This is a genomic window from Mesorhizobium sp. M1050 (assembly GCF_040318715.1).
In the GTDB taxonomy this organism is placed as follows: Bacteria; Pseudomonadota; Alphaproteobacteria; order Rhizobiales; family Rhizobiaceae; genus Mesorhizobium.
Window position 1 is genome coordinate 1 of the sequence record NZ_JAMYMV010000035.1, and the last position, 16678, is coordinate 16678.

The following is a 16678-nucleotide window of genomic DNA, read 5'->3' on the forward strand; positions in this document are numbered from 1 at the left end:
GCTGGGCCGACATGTTCGACACCAAGAAATTCCCGGGCAAGCGCACCTTCTACAAATGGTCGGCGCCCGGCGTCATCGAGATCGCGCTGCTCGCTGACGGCGTTCCCGCCGACAAGCTCTATCCGCTCGATCTCGACCGCGCCTTCAAGAAGCTCGACACCATCAAGTCGGACATCGTCTGGTGGGGCGGCGGCGCGGAGTCGCAACAGTTGATCGCCTCCGGCGAAGCGACGTTCGGCCAGCTGTGGAACGGCCGCGTCTTTGCACTGGAGAAGGATGGCGCCGATGTCGGCGTCTCCTGGAACCAGAACCTGACCGCGGCCGATGTCCTGGTGGTGCCGAAGGGCGCCAAGAACAAGGACGCCGCGATGAAGTTTCTAGCTGCGGCAAGCAGCCCCACCGGCCAGGCGAAGTTTGCCGAAGCCAGTGGCTATGCGCCTGTAAACACGAAGGCCAAGGCCGAGATGCCGGCCGATGTGGTGAAGGCGCTGCCGGATGCTCATGTCGACGGGCAGATCAACCTCGACATGAACTATTGGGCACAGAATCGCGACGCCATCGCCGCACGCTGGTATGCCTGGCAAGCGAAGTAAGCCCGCTCCTTGAACAGCAAGGAACGAGACGGTCTCCGCCGTCTCGTTCCGTAGCCCGGGTCCGCTGCAATGTCGGTCGAAACACGCCAGAGCTTACCAACGTTTCGGATGCCGGCAGGCCTCAATGGGCTGCTGCCGGCCCTGGTCCTGATCGTGCTGTTCTTCGTCGTGCCGGTTCTGGCCCTGCTTTTGCGCAGTGTTACGGAACCCGAGCCCGGCTTGCAGAACTACGCGGCCCTGCTTGGCGACGGCACCTATGCGCGGGTATTCTTCAACACCTTCCTGGTCGCTTCGGTGGTCACTATCGTCACCGTCCTCGTCGCCTTTCCGGTCGCCTGGATGCTGGCGATCATGCCCTCGGCGCTGGCCTCGATCGTCTTCGGCATCATCATCCTGTCGATGTGGACGAACCTGCTTACCCGCACTTATGCTTGGATGGTGCTGCTGCAGCGCACCGGCGTCATCAACCGGACGCTGATTGCCGCCGGGATCATCGACCAACCGCTGCCGCTCATCAACAATCTCACCGGCGTTACCATCGGCATGGTCTACATCATGCTGCCCTTCATGATCCTGCCGCTGGTCGGCACGCTGCGAGCGATCGATCCGATGACGCTGCGCGCGGCGGCACTGTGCGGCGCAAGCCCCTTCCAGGCCTTCCGCCGTATCCTTTTGCCGCTGTCGCTGCCCGGTGTCGCGGCCGGCGGGCTGATGGTCTTCGTCATGTCGCTCGGCTACTTCGTCACCCCGGCACTGCTCGGCGGCACCTCGAACATGATGCTGGCCGAAATGATCGCTCAGATGATCCAGTCGCTGCTCAACTGGGGGCTCGGCAGCGCCGCCGCCTTCATCCTGCTTGTCGTCACCATGGCGCTCTATGCGCTGCAGCTGCGCCTCGTCGGTGCCAGGCGCATGAACGGAGGCGCCTGAGATGCTGCTCGACTATGACCGCATGGGCTGGCTGAAAATTGCCCTGCTCGGCTTCACCGCGCTGGTCGCCGGTTTTCTGCTGCTGCCTGTCATCTTCATCGTCCTGCTCTCCTTCGGCTCGTCGCGCTGGCTGGCCTTTCCGCCGCCCGGCTGGACGCTCAAATGGTACCAGGAACTGTTTGCCGATCCGGCCTGGCTCGACGCCGCGCTGACCAGTGCCCGCATCGCCACCCTGACAGCGATCCTTTCAGTGACGATCGGCCTGCTCGCCTCCTTTGCCCTGGTTCGCGGGCAGTTTGCCGGGCGCGAGATCCTGCGCGGCCTGCTGCTGACGCCGATGGTTCTGCCCGTCGTCGTCTTCGCCATCGCCATCTACGCCTTCTTCCTGCGCCTTGGCCTCGGCGGCACCAGCATCGGCTTCGTCATCGCCCACACCGTGCTGGCGCTGCCCTTCGCCATCATCCCGATCGCCACCGCACTTGAAGGCTTCGACAGGTCAATCGAGGACGCGGCCATCGTCTGCGGCGCCAGCCCGATCGAGGCCAGGCTCAGGATAACCTTGCCGTCGATCCGGATCGGCATCTTTTCCGCCGCGATCTTTTCCTTTCTCGCTTCCTGGGACGAGGTCGTGGTGGCGATCTTCATGGCGAGCCCCAGCCTGCAAACCCTGCCGGTCAAGATCTGGGGCAGTCTGCGCTCGGATTTGAGCCCGGTGATCGCCGCCGCCTCCAGCCTGCTCGTCGGGCTGACGCTGGCGCTGATGGTGCTGACGGCGCTGCTGCAGCGAAAGGTCCGGACATGACCCAACCCTTCCTCTCCATCCGCAATCTGCGCAAGACGTTCGGCGCGATCACCGCCGTGCATGACGTCACCCTCGACATACCCAAGGGTGAGTTCCTGACTTTCCTCGGGCCTTCTGGTTCGGGAAAATCGACGACGCTTTACGCCATCGCCGGCTTCCAAGATCCGAGTTCCGGCGATGTGCTGCTGCAGGACAAGTCGCTGCTTGCCGTGCCCCCTCACAAGCGCAATATCGGCATGGTCTTCCAGCGCTACACGCTGTTTCCACATCTGACGGTGGCCGAGAATGTCGCCTTCCCGTTGCGGGTTCGCCGCCGGCCGGAGGCCGAGGTGAAGAAGAAGGTGGCCGACATGCTGGCCCTGGTGCGGCTCGAAAGCTTCGCCGCACGCTTGCCGGGGGCGCTGTCGGGCGGCCAGCAGCAGCGCGTCGCACTGGCCCGCGCGCTGGCCTACGATCCGCCGATCCTGTTGATGGACGAGCCTCTATCGGCGCTCGACAAGAAGCTGCGCGAGGAAATCCAGGCCGAGATCCGGCGCATCCATCGTGAGACCGGCGTCACCATCCTCTATGTCACCCATGACCAGGAAGAGGCGCTGCATCTCTCGGACCGGATCGCGCTCTTCCGGGACGGCCGCATCGAGCAGACCGGCAGCGGCGAGGACCTTTATCTGAGACCAGCGACCGATTTCGTCGCAGGCTTCATCGGCAATTCGAATTTCCTCGCCGCCGAACATCTCGACACCAAGGATGGCACGGCAACGATACGGCTGGCCGATGGCTCGGTCGTTTCCGGCGTAAGGGCCAACGGCAGGTTCGACAAAGGCCAGAAGACCAGGCTGATGATCCGCCCGGAGGCATTTGGCATGGAGCGGAGCCCGGCAAGCGCGGAGCTCAACGTCGAGATCGTCGATGTCGCCTTCTACGGCGAGCGCCGGCGCATCGTCGCGCGCACGGCGGCTGGGCAGGAGGTCGACATCAGACCGACCTCCGCAGCCATGCGGTCGCCAGATCTGTCGCCCTGCAGCCGGCAGATCTTTTTCGATCCAGCGGCGGCATTCCTGTTTCCCGCCTGACGGGCCGGCTGATTGATTGCCGCCGGCCGTGCCAAACGAGCAAAATCCGAAAAAGTTTCAAGTTCTTCCCGACCGTATTTTACCCGAGATGGCCTGAATCTTGGAACTTTCATCCGAACCTGTCGCTTCCAGACGATCGTTGCTCCGCGATCCCAAAGCAGGCTCATGGATTCTGATGACCGCTGATCGCTTATCTTCTGCATGACCTTGCTGATCGTTCGACCGTCGTGCCGAGATAGCTCGACGTGTCGCTGCGACTGCTAGGGATGCTCACCGTGCGGGCATTCACGCGGGAGAATCGTGCCCAGCCGGAACCAAAGCAGGAGGCACCAGCCACCGCTCTTTTCACCATGTTGCGCTGCGTTAGATTTGTTGCATTGCGATATCAGCCCGACCGGCCGACACTGCCAAGGACTCGGGGCTGGGCTTGCACGAAGGATTTATCGTGGCGGCAGCGTTCCGGCCGGACATACAAGGATTGCGCGCGCTCGCCGTCGGCGGCGTCGTCGCCTATCATTTCGGCCTCACCGCGCTGCCCGGCGGCTTTGCCGGCGTCGATATCTTCTTCGTGATTTCCGGCTGGCTGATTTCAACCCACCTCATGCGGGAGATCGCTGAGACCGGCCGGCTCGATCTCTGGCGCTTCTATGCCAGGCGCGCGCGGCGGCTCCTGCCGGCAGCCCTGTTCGTCATCCTGGCCACGCTCGCCGCCGGCTACTTCATCCTGGCGCCGCAAGAGCAGACGCTCTACTCGCGCGGTGCCATGTTTGCCTCCGCCTACACCATCAATTTGTGGCTGCTGCGCTGGTCGTTCGACTATTTCGCCGCCGATGCCGCCAGCAATCCGTTCATTCACTTCTGGTCGCTGTCGGTGGAGGAGCAGTTCTACCTGGCCTGGCCGGCACTGCTTCTGTTGGCCGCCTGGCTGCGTCCTGGCCGCCGAACGGCTGCGACAGTAATCGGCGGCGCCGGCCTCGCCTCCTTGGCCGCCTGCTTGTGGCTGACCAGCGCAGCACCAGCCTGGGCCTTCTATTTCTCGCCGCTGCGCGCCTGGGAGTTCGCCGCCGGCGGCCTGGCGACACTGGCCCCAGTGGCTTTGCTGCGGTGGCGCCCAGGGCTGCTGGCGGCATTGGGCTGGCTCGGCCTGGCACTGATCGCGGCGGCCTATCTCTTGTTGAGCGAGAACCTGCCCTTCCCCGGCTGGCGTGCCCTGCTGCCGGTTGCCGGCACCGTGCTGGTGCTGCTGAGCGGCGCCGGCGCGGAACAGACCGGCAGGCACGCCCAACAGCGGACCGGCCGGCAGGCTTTTGCGCCGGCCACCGCTCTGTCGCTGCCGCCTTTGCAATGGATCGGCACGCTCTCCTATTCACTCTATCTCTGGCACTGGCCGGTCATCGTCTATGCCGGGATGCTGGTCCCGGACCTGTCCGTCCCGCAGCGACTGGGCTGCGGCGTACTGGCGCTGTCGCTGTCGGTGCTTACCTATCACCTGATCGAGAACCCGGCCCGGCGTGGCGCTTGGCTGGCGGCGGGCGTCCGGGCGCTGATCCCGGCCGCTGCCCTGACCGGTGCCGGCGTGGCGGTCGCCTATGCCAACGCGCATCTGGCCGCGCGCAACATCGACACTGCGCAGCGCGGCATCGAGCAGGCCGCCGAAAAACCTTCCATCGTGCGCGCCACCGACAAGAGCTGCCTGCTCGACTTCAACACGGTGACGCCAAAACCTTGCGTGTTCGGCGCGGCGGACGCCGCCCACACCATCGTGCTGTTCGGCGATTCGCATGCCGATCACTGGTCGACGCCTCTGGTCGAAGCGGCGAAGCGCAACGACACCAAAGTGATCACCTATCTCAAATCCTCGTGCCGCGCCTCGCGGCTCTCCACCTTCAATGCCGTGCTGAAGCGCGACTACACCGAATGCGATGCTTGGCGCGAGCAGGCGATATCGGACATCATCCGCCGCAAGCCGCGCCTGGTTGTGATCTCCGAATTCTCGATCGGCAATTTGATCCGCGACATGCCCGCCACCAGCCGCGCAGCCGAAATCGCGCGCTGGCAGGCCGGCCTGCGCTCGACCTTGCAGGCGTTCAGCCAGGCAGGGGTCGAGACGGCTGTCATTCGCGACACGCCGATCAACGCCAGCTTCGCCGACTCCTGCGTGGCGCGCGCTTTATGGTGGCGCGAAGCACCATCGCCGCACTGCGACACGCCCAGGACAGAGGCCGCCAACGACAGCACCGCGGCCGCCGAGCGCGCCGTGGTGAACAGCGTGCCCGACACGCGCTACATCGACCTCACCGACCGCTTCTGCGACCCGACCGCCTGCCATGTCGTCATATCAGGCCAACTCGCCTTTCGTGACAGGCATCACCTGGCAACGGCGTTTGCCGAGACGCTGGAAGGGCCGTTGGAGGGGGCGCTGTTCTAGGGGGTGAGACGAATCCATGGAACGAGGTCGCCTCTCGAGGGTTATATTAGGTCAACCTTGAAGAGGAGGCAGCTATGAAGAAGCTCCTGCTTGTTTCGGTTATCGCCATTGCTTCCGCGGCGGCGATGATCGCCCCCGCTGATGCCCGCAGTCATGTCTTTATCGGCATTGGGGCCGGCTACAACGACTATTACGGCAACGACTATTACGATGGTTATGGGGCCTATGGCGGCCGCTACGTCTACAGCCCGCGCTACGTCTACAGCCCCTATGACGACTACGACAACGGCTACAGGCCGCTTTATTTCCACCGGCACCACCGTTATTTCCACCGTTGCCACATCGAAGTGGTGAGGCACTGGCGCCACCATCACAGGATCATCGAAGAGATTCGCATCTGCCGATAACCCTGATGTTGAATGATCCGACCGGCATCGCCGGCCGGATCAGTGCGCCGTCTCTCAGCCCATCCGCCTCCCGATCATCATTCCATAATGCACCGCCAGTAAATCCAGCCCCACCTTCAACATCTTTGTCACCACATCCCTGTCCTCCCCCGTCTGCTCGGCCACGCCCTTGATCGACCCGCCCGCGCAGCAGACTCGTCGCACCACGGCGGCCACCTCCCAATGGCCTAGCGCCCTGGTGGCGGCGGCGTGGGCGCGGCCGGCATCCAGCACGCTGTCGGCGATTCCGCCGCCGTGGCGGCCGCCGTCGACGCGCTCGGTCCAGCGCATCGGCTTGACGCTGGCCTGCTGGCTGCAGCGAAAATCCTGACGGTAGCGCAGGCCGGCTTCGCGCTGCTGGCTCGACAGCGAGGTGATGCCTAGCAGCGGATCGATAGTGCCCACCCGCACGATGCCGCCGGTGGCGGTGAAGCCGTCGTTCGACACCTCGTAGACGCGGGCAGCCTCCCGCGTGCCGGCGGTCAGCCGCTTGCGGCCGAAGGCGTCGTCCTTCAGTGCGAAATCATGGCCGATCTCGCGGCGGATGCGCACCTGCTCGGCCTCGCCCTTCGGCAGTTTCGGCGCTTGGGGTTTGGCGGGTTTGGTTTTCCTGGACATGGGTAGGATCCTCGGTTGGGTGGGTGTGCGGGAGCTGGCATGGAGGCGAGCCTTCGCGCCCCTCTGGCGTGCCGGCCATCTCTCCCCACGCGGAGGGAGACTGGCAGCTTCGTCCTCGCCGCCCTTCCCACGACGCTGACGATTGGCGAGAGCCGAGAAACGTTCGACTCATCACAGCACCTGCCCAGCCGTGCCGGCATTCGGTGTGATGGAACCAGCGCGAATTTTCGACGTTATGCGGCGTCTACGGGAGACATGTCGATGACAGCTTTCGTGCCGATAACCCTGCGCTTTTGCGACAACAGAACCATGCTGGTCGGGTCGGTGGCCGAGGCAGCCGGGGCGCTCAAGCAGCAATGGCCCGACAAGACTTCGCCGGTCTATGTCGAGGCGGCCCGGCTGGTTGCGCTCGCCGTCGATGGTACCTGCAGCCAGCGCATCGCCTTTGAGGCTCTGACCAAAGCAGCCAGGCAACAGAACATACTGGTGGCCAAGCCGAAAAGCCGCGCCCGCGACTGGCTGGACGCCGTGGTCAGTCCGTGAAAGGCGCGCGCTGACCGGAGAATTGATGCAACCGCCCGCCCGCGCGGCGCGTTTAGTGGAGCGGTAAGTGAAGCCGCGCGCAAAGCGAAGGTGAACGCCGTGGGTACCATGAAGACCGGAGTGCCGCTTAAGGTGCGAATGAACGGAGATATTGAAGAGATCGACAGCGTCAGCGAGGCCGCCGATTTTCTGCAGCGCTGGCCGCTTGAGCGGCGCGGCCATGTCTACCGCAGCGCGCTCAACGCCTGCAGCGCTGCAATCGCCGCGCAGATTTCTGAAGCCGATGCCATGAAAGTGTTCACCGGCTTTGCCCGGGTGGCCAATATTCTGGTGGCCGATGGCGGCTCGACCATGACGCCCGAGGCCAAAACCATGCAAAGCCACATGCCCAAGCAGGGCCGGCAGGCGCCGAAATAGGGCGACGAGGCTTCTTTCTCCCCGTTTACGAGGAGAAGTGCCCGGCAGGGCAATGAGGGGCGGCGCTTCGGTCGGATGCTTGAAGTTCATATCTGCTTTCCACTTGAGTGCTGACCCTCATCTGCCTGCCGGCACCTTCGCCCCGCGAACGGGGAGAAGGGACGCTTTCTCTCACCCCGCCTCCACCGCAAAAACCCTGCGGCGGAAGCGCGCCTGGTGATAGGTGCAGTAGCTCTTCAGCGCACTGGTCCGCATGCCGCAGCACAGCATGTCGGCGCCTGGCCGGTCGCCGGGCGCATCCCGCTCTTCAGCAATGGAAATGTCGGTATCCTCTTCCACCGTCAGATCCAGCGGTGCGCGGCAGCGGGAGAACAGGCAGTCGATGAAGCGCATCGCCACGCCATGCGGCTGGCGGCCCACGGGTGCAGGCGGCGGCACCGGCACGGTGAAACGATAGGTCTGGCCGTCGGCGATCAGCACACCCGCCTCGGGCACCAACAGGCGCGGCGGCAGCCAGCCAGGCGAAGTGTCGCGCTTGGCGGCCGCCTTACGCATGCCGGTCCCATTGGCGGCGTTCGCGGCGTCGACCGTGCCGGCGACCGGCCTGGAGCTCTCTTTGCCGTGCGTCGGCGTTGTGCTCGCCAGCTTGCTTCCAGCGTGCTTGCCCACGGCCTGCTTGGCTCCGACCGGCAGCCCTTTGCCATTACCAAAGCCGATCGCGTCCAGCACGGCGTTGCGGTGCACGATGCCGACAATGGCATCGCGCGATACCGCACTGCCGCGCAGCGCGCTGAAAGCGGCGGCGATCCTCGAAGCGGAAAGCCCGGCCTCCAGCCAGCGGGCAATCTCCTGCAAGTCCGCCTCGGTGTAACTTGCCATTTCCAGGCTCCATCCAAAGTTCTGCCTTCGGCCGAGCGCCGCCAGGCAAGCGTCAAGGTTGGGCCCATTGGGCCGCACTCAGTGTTGTGTGGTTCGACGCCCGGCTTGCGCCGCCGGCTCAGCCGGACCGGGTTCGCTGTCCCGCCGCTTCGACGAGGCGCGAAAGCCGCGCCTCCGCCGTCTTTCTGTCGGGGGCCGAAACCGCCCTGCCGATCGCCCTGTCGCAAAGGATGACGGTGCCGTCTTCGGTGCGGATGCAGGATCGGCCAGATGGACCCGAAGACATCGGGCCGGCGCCATGCCGGTCGAATTGGGGGCCGGAGCCGAGGGGAGCGGCGGCTCCGGCCGTTCCCGTCGCCCGTGGCCCGCCGCCCCGGCCCCGGGCTGGGGCCTTGGAGCACCGGACCGCGGGCTGCGCCCCGGCCGGGGCGGAGGACGGCCGGGGCGGAAGGGTGCCGGCGACAGTCGCCGGATGCGCCCCATGGGAGTCAGGCGCCTCGGCGCCATGAAAGCTGGACAGGTTTTGCATGACCAGATATAAGCATAACTCAAAAAATAATGCAAGCCATTCTTTCATAGACGAGAGCCGCTTTCATCGCTCACATGGGTGTCATGGCTAAAACGGAATTGTCGATCAAGGTCGGGGCGGCTATCCGCAAGGCGCGCAAGCAGCGCGGCCTGGTCATGCGCCACATCGCCGAGCACAACGACACCGATGTCGCCGCCGTCGGCAACTGGGAAACCGGCCGCAACCTGCCCAAGACCGAGAACCTCTTGAAGACCGCCGCCTTCCTGCGCGTCGACCCGGTGGCACTGGGCCAAGGGCAGGTCGTCTTCCTCGACGATGCCGGTCCGGTCGCCGACGCCGAGATCGTCACCGATGCCGCCCCCCTGCCCGCCGGGTCGATGGATATCGAGGTGCTGGGCGCGGCCGTCGGCGGCGATGATGGCGATTTCACCTTCAACGGCGAGCCGGCGGGCCATGTCCAGCGCCCGCCGGGCGTCCGCAACGTGCCAAAAGTGTTCGCGCTGCACGTGCTGAGCGATTCCATGGTGCCGCGCTACGAGCCCGGCGACCTGATCTATTGCGGCGGCCGCGACGCCGTGCCGGGCGACCATGTCGTGATCGAGACGTTTCCAGAAGAAAACGAGCGCAACGGCAAGGCCTTCATCAAGAAGCTGGTCAAGCGCACCGCAGCCGAGCTGGTCGTCGAGCAATACAATCCGCCGAAGACGCTAACCTTCGACCGCTACGCCATAAAACACGTCTGGCGCGTGATTCCGCTGAAGGAATTGCTGGGGTATTGAGGATTCATCGCGCCCAAGTGCCATCATTCCACTGGCCGCGGCTTGCGCAACAGCGTATGATTAAGTCATACACATCCCATTTGCCCAGGGAATGACAATGCGCACCACCCAGCCACTGACCATTACCTTGCCACTTGAGATGGCGCAGATGGTGAAGGACAAGGTTTCATCCGGCGAGTACGCCACCGAAAGCGAAGTCATCCGCGATGGCTTGAGAACTCTTGCCGCACGCGACGCAGCGGTCGATCGCTGGCTGCGGGAAGAGGTTGCGCCAACAATGGATGCGCTTCAGAAGGATCCTTCGCTCGTCTCACCTCTTGAGGAAGTACGCAAGCGACTTCACAACCGCATTGATGCACTGGCGGGCAAGCGTTCACGCCAAGCATGACGCACAGGGTCGTCTTCAGTGAGGCCGCAGAAAATGACCTGCTGGATTTGCTGATCTATCTGGTTCCACAGGCTGGCGAACGAATTGCGCGAGCCTATGTCGATCGCCTCATCAATTACTGTTCGGACTTTGATACTTTCCCGAACGCGGGACGCGCCATGATGATGTCAGGCCAGGCCTCCGCACCGTGGGCTATCGCAGGCGGGCGACGATCGCATTCACCATCAAAGACAAGACCGTGACGATCGTTCGAATCTTTCACGGCGGGCGAGACGTCATCCTCTCCGACGAGGACGACGCCTTCTGACGGCCACATCATCAAGCCCGTCTCTCGACCCCTCGAGCGGCACCTCGCGCTCATTCAGCATCCGCGCTTCGCTGCGCACCCGCTGACGCTCGTCGATGAACGCCGCTTGGATCGTGACGGTTGCCCCCGGCAGCCCGTCGGCACGGCAGGCCGAGCAGACGATGCGGCCCGACAATGCGGCCAGCGGTGTATTTCCCGTCACCCCGAACCGCTTCAACTGTTCGGGCCGCCACCATCTGTTGCGGCCGCAATCGGCGCACTCGACCGAAATCGAGACGACATGCGCGATCACTGGTTCCCTGCCAGGCAATGCCATCGCCCCTCCTCACCTTTTTGTTCCTGATTTGTTCGCATATTCCTGTGTTTTGCGCCGGGAGTCGAGTCGCAGTTTTCAAACAGCTATAAAAGTTTTTCTTCTATAATTTTTTGAGTTATGCTTATCTACTTTGCAAATGTGAGTCGGGACACCAACCCACCGCCACATTAGTCCTGGGAGTGACAATGGACGCCGCCGATTTCGCCCGCGCCTGCGGTTATGCCGGCGACAGCCCAGCTCTGCTCGAAGCTTTCGAGGCGATCCGCCGCAATGGCATCGCCCATGCACGCCAGGATCACATCAGGCGCAAGGCTGTCATCGACGAACTGAAATACTCGGAGACCTTGTTCCTGGCCGCGCTCGGCCCGGCACTGTCGGCTGAAGAAGCCATCGCGGATGCCGTTCGCCTCATCGCCTGCTGGCGCAACCTGCCGCGCTGGCGCCAGGAGCGGCGCCTGCCTGACCTCATCAGAGCCAAACAGCAGCGCCTGGTGGCGCGCTACTTCCGCCGTTACGGCCATCTTCTGTGGGCATGCGAGGCTAAGATGCGGTTCGCATAGCGAGGCGAGATATCCGGCAGGACACAGAGGGGGTGGACGGGCGCTAACCGCTTCTCGTTGCCCTCACCGTCGCACCCGCGACTTCAGCCACCGGTCGAACGCCACTGCCAGGATCAGGATCAGGCCGATGACGATGCTTTGCGTGTAGGACGACACGTTGTTGAACTGCAGCCCGTTCTGCAGCACGCCGATCAGGGCCGCGCCGACCACCGTGCCGCCGACCGAGCCGATGCCGCCGAACAGCGAGGTGCCGCCGATGACGACGGCCGAGATGACAGTCAACTCGTAGCCAATGCCAGCCACCGCCTCCGATGAATTCAACCGCGCCGACAGCACGAAGGCGGCGAGCCCGGCGAAGAAGCCGACGATGACATAGACCGAGACCAGGATTCGGTCGACGCGCAGGCCGGAGAGCCTTGCCGCCTCGGCATTGCCGCCGACGGCGTAGACGGCGCGGCCATAGCGCGTGTATCGCAGCACGATGTGGCACAGGATGGCGGCCGCCGCGAAGATGAGCGCCGGCACCGGCACGGGGCCGATCAGCCCGGTCCCGAACCAGCGCATCGAGGCGTCGAAGCCCGAGATCGGGCCGCCGTTGGAGATGGTCAGCGTCAGCCCGCGAAACACCGTCAGCCCGCCCAGCGTGACGACGAAGGGCGGCACTTTCAGCCGGGTGATGACAAGCCCCTGCACACCACCGGCCGCCGCCCCCACAACTACGGCGGCGAGCAGAGCGGCGAACCACCCAAAACCTTGCGTGCCGGAGGTCGACAGCGACAGCGTGTTGGCGGTGCCACCCTTGGCCACCACGGCGGCGACCATGCCGCAGAAGGCAAGCAGCGAGCCGACCGAGAGGTCGATGCCGGCAGTGAGGATGACGAAGGTCATGCCAAGCGCGATCAGCCCGGTGATCGAGATCTGCCGGGTGATGTTGAACAGGTTGATCGGGTCCATGAAGCTCGGCTTCAGCATTGTGAAGACGACGATCAGCGCCAACAGGAACAGCAGCGGCCCGAAGCTCATCAGCAGGCGCGCGAAATTGATGCCGCCGCGCTGTTCCTCCGCCACGCTCATGGTGTCTCCTTGCGGTCAAGAGCCATCAGTTCCATCAGTCTTTCCTCGTTTGCCTCGACGCCCGGCATCTCGCCGGTGATGCGTCCCCGGCGCATGGTGACGATGCGGTCCGACACGGCCAGCACCTCGGGCAATTCGGACGAGATCATCATCACCGCGATGCCGCGCGCCGCAAGCTGCACCAGGATCTGGTGCACTTCCGTCTTGGCGCCGACATCGACGCCGCGCGTCGGTTCGTCGACGATCAGCACCTTCGGATCGCGCGCCAGCCAGCGCGCCAGGACCACCTTCTGCTGGTTGCCGCCTGACAGGCCCTCGATCGCCTGCTCGGGCGAGGCCATGCGGATCGACAGCATCTTCCTGAAGCCGGCAAGCGCATCGCGCTCGCGCCGCTCCGCCATGAAGCCGAAGCCGTTGCTGAAGCTGCCCAGCGATGCGACGGAGAAATTCGGCAGGATGCCCAGTGCAGCAAAGATCGCCTGGTGCTTGCGGTCCTCCGGCACCAGGCCGATGCCGAGCGCAATCGCATCGGCCGGTGACGCCGGGGTGATTTGCTTGCCGTCAAGCGTGATGGTGCCGGCCGCGATGCGGTCGGCGCCGAAAATCGCGCGCGCCAGTTCGGTGCGGCCCGAGCCGACGAGGCCGGCGACGCCGAGGATCTCGCCGGCCTTGAGGTCGATGTCGACGCCGTCGAGCACGATGGCATGCGGCGCCTCGGGATCGCGCACGGTGCGCAGGCCGCGCACCGACAGCACGACATCGCCGGCAACCGCGCGCTGCGCCGGCCGCGCATAAAGTTCCGACGCCGCCCGGCCGACCATCTTCTCGATGATCCTGGGCAGCGCGATCGGTCCGCCTTCGCGGTCGAGATGCCCGGCCAGCCTGCCGTCGCGCAGCACCGTCATGCGGTCGCAGATGGCGGAGGCCTCCTCCAGCCGGTGGGTGACGAACATGATGGCGACGTTGTCCTTGCGCAGCCGGTCCATGATCGACAGCAGCCGCTGCACCTCGGTCTCGGTCAGCGCCGAGGTCGGTTCGTCCATGATGATCAGCCGGCTTTTCAGCGACAGCGCACGCGCTATCTCGACCAGCTGCTGTTCGGCCACCGACAGAGCCGACACCGGCGTCGTCGGATCGATGGAGAGGCCGACGCGGGCGATGATGTCACGGGAGTCCTGCTCCATGCGCCGCCAGCTGACCAGCCCGAGCGGACCAACTGGCGCGCGGCCGATAAAAATATTCTCCGCCACCGTCAGCGTCGGGATCAGGCTGAGCTCCTGATAGATGGTGACGATGCCGAGCCGCTTGGCATCCTGGGGGCTCGATGGCTGATAGTCGGCGCCGTCGAAAATGATGCGGCCGCCCGACGGCGGCATGACGCCCGACAGGATTTTCAGCAGCGTCGACTTGCCGGCGCCGTTCTCGCCAAGCAAGCCGAGGATTTCGCCGGGGCGGACGTCGAGCGAGACATCTCTGAGCGCGGTGACGCCGGCGAAATGCTTGGTGATGCCCTCGACGGCAAGCAGGATAGGTTCGGGCGATGCGGCTTCAGCAGGCGACAATGGTTGCTTCCTCGATGCAGTTCATGCGGCCCCCTGTCGGCGCGTGAACACCCCCCTCTGTCCTGCCGGACATCTCCCCCTCAAGGGGGGAGATTGGCAACTTCACCGGCAGCACCTTTTCTTTCAACGTTGGGAATTGGCGAAAACAGAGTGAACAGCCGATCTCCCCCCTCGAGGGGGAGATGTCCGGCAGGACAGAGGGGGGCGCTGTCCCGCCAGCCTTGCCAATGAGCCTATCCCCGCCAATCACCCCTACTTCGTCTCGCCGATCCTCTCCGCCTTGTCGAGATTGTCCTTGCCGATGACGATCGGTGTGAGCAGCACCAGCTTCTCCTTCGGCTCGGTCTTGTCCTTGGCAAACGCCACCGCGATGCGGACCGCCGTGCGCGACTGCTCGCCGGGGAACTGCTCGACGGTGCCGGCAAGCTTGCCGTCGCGCACCGCGACCAGCGCTTCGGGAAGCGCGTCGAAGCCGTAGATCTTGACGTCGGTGAAGTTGCGCGCGGCACAGGCTTCCATGGCGCCGAGTGCCATGTCGTCATTGGCGCAGACGATGGCGTCCGGCTTGCCGTTGGCGGCAAGCCCGGCTTCGGTCACCGACAGCGCCTCGGCGCGGGCGAAGTTGGCGGTCTGCTCGAAGACGATCTGGTACTTGTCCTTCAGGGGATCGAGCACATTGTGCACGCCCTTGTTGCGGTCGATCGCCGGGCCGGCGCCTGGCTGGCCCTGCAGATGGAAGAGCTTGGCGCCGTTGGGGAACGCCGCAACCATGGCATTGGCCTCAGCCTCGCCGCCCTTGACGTTGTCGGCGCCGACATGGGCCAGAATACCCTCGACGCCGTCGACGCGGCGGTCGATCGTCACCACGGGAACGCCGGCCTTGACCGCTTCCTCGATGGCCGGCGCCAGCGCGTTGACGTCGAGCGGCGAGATGACGATGGCGTTGACCTTCTGCACCAGGGCCGCCTCGATGTCGGCGGTCTGTTTGGTAGCCGAGTTCTGGCCGTCGCTTTCGGTCAGATTGACGCCCTGCGCGGCGGCTTCCGCCTTGATCTCGTTCAGCATGTGCACGAAGAACGGAAAGCCGAGATTGGGCACGGAGCCCAGGATGGTGAGCTTGTTCTGCGCAAACGCCGAGGGTGCGGCAAGCATCATGGCGCCAAAGGCCGCGGACGACAGCAGGAATTCGCGTCTGTTCATGAGATCCTCCTCCACAAGGACGCACGACCCCGAGAAACCGGGATCGGTTTCAGGAAGTATCATGCGTCGGTTCAAAGTGTTGGAGCATCCTCCCTGCGCCCGAAAACGCATGCCGCTCCAGCCGGCCGCCGCTGTAAAAACGAGCCTCCCATCGACGCCTGCGCGGGGATGCTAGCCCGGGGTCAACCATTTGTGCAACATCGATATAACGGAGCTACCGGGCAACTTATCGGAATTGTCGGATTTTTGGATTGCGGCTTCCTGCCCTTTGGCGATCGGCTCGGGTCGGCCGGGCCTTGCAGTCCGTTCTTTTTCTGGGCCAGGAAGCGAAAGCGCTGCTCCGACACGTGCGGCCGTCTCGCGTGGTCGGGGCGCCTGACTTCCATTCCCTTGGTCCGGCACTACTTTGGGACAATGCAGATCGTCAAAAGTGGCACCGGTTTTGGGAGAACGATATGCACGACAACAAGACCTGAATTTTCGAAGCCCACGATTTGGAGAATTGCATGAAGCCGCAAATCATCTGCCATATGCTGGCATCCCTTGACGGCGGCCTCCACCCGAGCCGCTACACCAAGAGCCCCGACGGCACCCTGGCCGAATGGTCCAGCCTCTATGAGCATATCCACAATGACCTCGCGGGCGATGCCTGGATCGTCGGCCGCGTCACCATGGCCGAGATGAGCAAAGCCGTCGCGCATCCGCCGGCCAATGCCGGCAAGGTCGACCGGCCCTATCATTTCGCGCAGGCCGGTGCGGGCATTTATGCCGTGGCGCTCGATCCCTCGGGCAGGCTTCACTTTTCCAAACCCGACATCGGCGGCGATCATGTCGTGGTGCTGCTTGGGCGTGACGTTGCCGACAGCCATCTGGCCGAACTTGCCGCCGACGGCGTGTCCTATATCGTCGCGGAAACCGCCGACATCGATCTCGCGTCGATGGTCGAGGTACTCGGCCGCGAATTCGGCATCCGAAGGCTGCTGCTCGAGGGCGGCGCCGGCATCAACGGTTCTTTCCTCGCGGCAGGGCTCGTCGATGAGCTGAGCCTTCTCGTCGCGCCGGCGCTCGACGGGCGGGCGGCAAACCAGGGTTTCGTCGAGTTCGGCGAGAGCGGCCTGGCGGGCAAGATGCAGTTGTCCCTGACGAGCTGCGAAGCGCTCGCGCATGGGCTCGTTCATCTGCGCTACGCCGTCACCCCTGGCTGATCGCTCGCAAAACGGCCGGTAACCTGACT

The 16678-nt window shown here is 64.4% G+C and carries 18 protein-coding genes; 12 read left to right on the forward strand and 6 right to left on the reverse strand.

The features are described from left to right. The 6 genes from NKH57_RS19175 to NKH57_RS19200 form a co-directional block, all read left to right on the forward strand. Positions 1-593: extracellular solute-binding protein (locus NKH57_RS19175; protein ID WP_352946221.1), on the forward strand; the 593-nt coding region annotated here is incomplete at its 5' end. A 108-nt stretch (positions 594-701) separates the two neighbouring features. After that, positions 702-1523, forward strand: a complete 822-nt coding sequence (locus NKH57_RS19180; RefSeq protein ID WP_352946224.1) for an ABC transporter permease — start codon at positions 702-704, stop codon at positions 1521-1523. A gap of 1 nt (position 1524) precedes the next feature. Beyond that, positions 1525-2325, forward strand: a complete 801-nt coding sequence (locus NKH57_RS19185; protein WP_352946227.1) for an ABC transporter permease — start codon at positions 1525-1527, stop codon at positions 2323-2325. Continuing rightward, on the forward strand, positions 2322-3398 hold the full coding sequence (locus NKH57_RS19190; protein ID WP_352946229.1) for an ABC transporter ATP-binding protein: 1077 nt from the start codon (positions 2322-2324) through the stop codon (positions 3396-3398). The genes NKH57_RS19185 and NKH57_RS19190 overlap by 4 nt, the downstream gene beginning before the upstream one ends. Before the next feature lie 445 nt (positions 3399-3843). After that, complete coding sequence (locus NKH57_RS19195) at positions 3844-5826, forward strand: acyltransferase family protein (protein ID WP_352946231.1); 1983 nt, start codon at positions 3844-3846, stop codon at positions 5824-5826. Positions 5827-5900: 74 nt separating this feature from the next. Then, on the forward strand, positions 5901-6233 hold the full coding sequence (locus NKH57_RS19200; protein ID WP_023760069.1) for a hypothetical protein: 333 nt from the start codon (positions 5901-5903) through the stop codon (positions 6231-6233). Positions 6234-6287: 54 nt separating this feature from the next. Here the strand turns inward: NKH57_RS19200 and NKH57_RS19205 are convergent, their stop codons facing one another. Then, a complete protein-coding gene (locus tag NKH57_RS19205) occupies positions 6288-6890 on the reverse strand; it encodes a DUF6456 domain-containing protein (RefSeq protein WP_352946234.1) in 603 nt (200 codons plus the stop codon). A gap of 261 nt (positions 6891-7151) precedes the next feature. On the opposite strand from NKH57_RS19205, the gene NKH57_RS19210 reads away from it, so the two are divergent. Both NKH57_RS19210 and NKH57_RS19215 read left to right on the forward strand, forming a co-directional pair. Then, positions 7152-7433: a DUF982 domain-containing protein gene (locus tag NKH57_RS19210; RefSeq protein WP_031260436.1), complete on the forward strand. Its 282-nt coding sequence runs from the start codon at positions 7152-7154 to the stop codon at positions 7431-7433. A gap of 108 nt (positions 7434-7541) precedes the next feature. Next, positions 7542-7850 carry a DUF982 domain-containing protein gene (locus tag NKH57_RS19215; RefSeq protein ID WP_023760066.1) on the forward strand — a complete coding sequence of 103 codons (309 nt, stop codon included), beginning with the start codon at positions 7542-7544 and terminating at the stop codon, positions 7848-7850. A 171-nt stretch (positions 7851-8021) separates the two neighbouring features. On the opposite strand, the gene NKH57_RS19220 is transcribed toward NKH57_RS19215, so the two are convergent. Continuing rightward, entirely contained in the window at positions 8022-8729 is a 708-nt protein-coding gene (locus tag NKH57_RS19220; RefSeq protein WP_352946237.1) for a GcrA cell cycle regulator, read from the reverse strand. Positions 8730-9332: 603 nt separating this feature from the next. Here NKH57_RS19220 and NKH57_RS19225 point away from each other — a divergent pair. After that, on the forward strand, positions 9333-10037 hold the full coding sequence (locus NKH57_RS19225; RefSeq protein ID WP_352731035.1) for an XRE family transcriptional regulator: 705 nt from the start codon (positions 9333-9335) through the stop codon (positions 10035-10037). A 97-nt stretch (positions 10038-10134) separates the two neighbouring features. Further along, a complete protein-coding gene (locus NKH57_RS19230; RefSeq protein ID WP_023760062.1) occupies positions 10135-10425 on the forward strand; it encodes a ribbon-helix-helix domain-containing protein in 291 nt (96 codons plus the stop codon). 275 nt (positions 10426-10700) lie between these two features. Here NKH57_RS19230 and NKH57_RS19235 read toward each other — a convergent pair whose 3' ends face one another. Further along, entirely contained in the window at positions 10701-11048 is a 348-nt protein-coding gene (locus NKH57_RS19235) for a hypothetical protein (RefSeq protein ID WP_352946239.1), read from the reverse strand. Between the two features lie 185 nt (positions 11049-11233). On the opposite strand from NKH57_RS19235, the gene NKH57_RS19240 reads away from it, so the two are divergent. Further along, positions 11234-11608, forward strand: a complete 375-nt coding sequence (locus tag NKH57_RS19240) for a hypothetical protein (RefSeq protein ID WP_352946242.1) — start codon at positions 11234-11236, stop codon at positions 11606-11608. Positions 11609-11671: 63 nt separating this feature from the next. Here NKH57_RS19240 and NKH57_RS19245 read toward each other — a convergent pair whose 3' ends face one another. The 3 genes from NKH57_RS19245 to NKH57_RS19255 all read right to left on the reverse strand — a co-directional run bounded on the left by NKH57_RS19245 (position 11672) and on the right by NKH57_RS19255 (position 15444). Next, positions 11672-12682, reverse strand: coding sequence for an ABC transporter permease (locus NKH57_RS19245; protein WP_352731030.1), 1011 nt, complete (start codon positions 12680-12682; stop codon positions 11672-11674). Continuing rightward, a complete protein-coding gene (locus NKH57_RS19250; RefSeq protein ID WP_352946245.1) occupies positions 12679-14244 on the reverse strand; it encodes a sugar ABC transporter ATP-binding protein in 1566 nt (521 codons plus the stop codon). Before NKH57_RS19250 ends, NKH57_RS19245 begins: the two co-directional genes overlap by 4 nt. A 252-nt stretch (positions 14245-14496) precedes the next feature. Next, positions 14497-15444 carry a substrate-binding domain-containing protein gene (locus tag NKH57_RS19255; RefSeq protein WP_352946247.1) on the reverse strand — a complete coding sequence of 316 codons (948 nt, stop codon included), beginning with the start codon at positions 15442-15444 and terminating at the stop codon, positions 14497-14499. 506 nt (positions 15445-15950) lie between these two features. Here NKH57_RS19255 and NKH57_RS19260 point away from each other — a divergent pair. Then, positions 15951-16649, forward strand: a complete 699-nt coding sequence (locus NKH57_RS19260) for a RibD family protein (protein WP_352731025.1) — start codon at positions 15951-15953, stop codon at positions 16647-16649. Positions 16650-16678 lie beyond the last annotated feature (29 nt).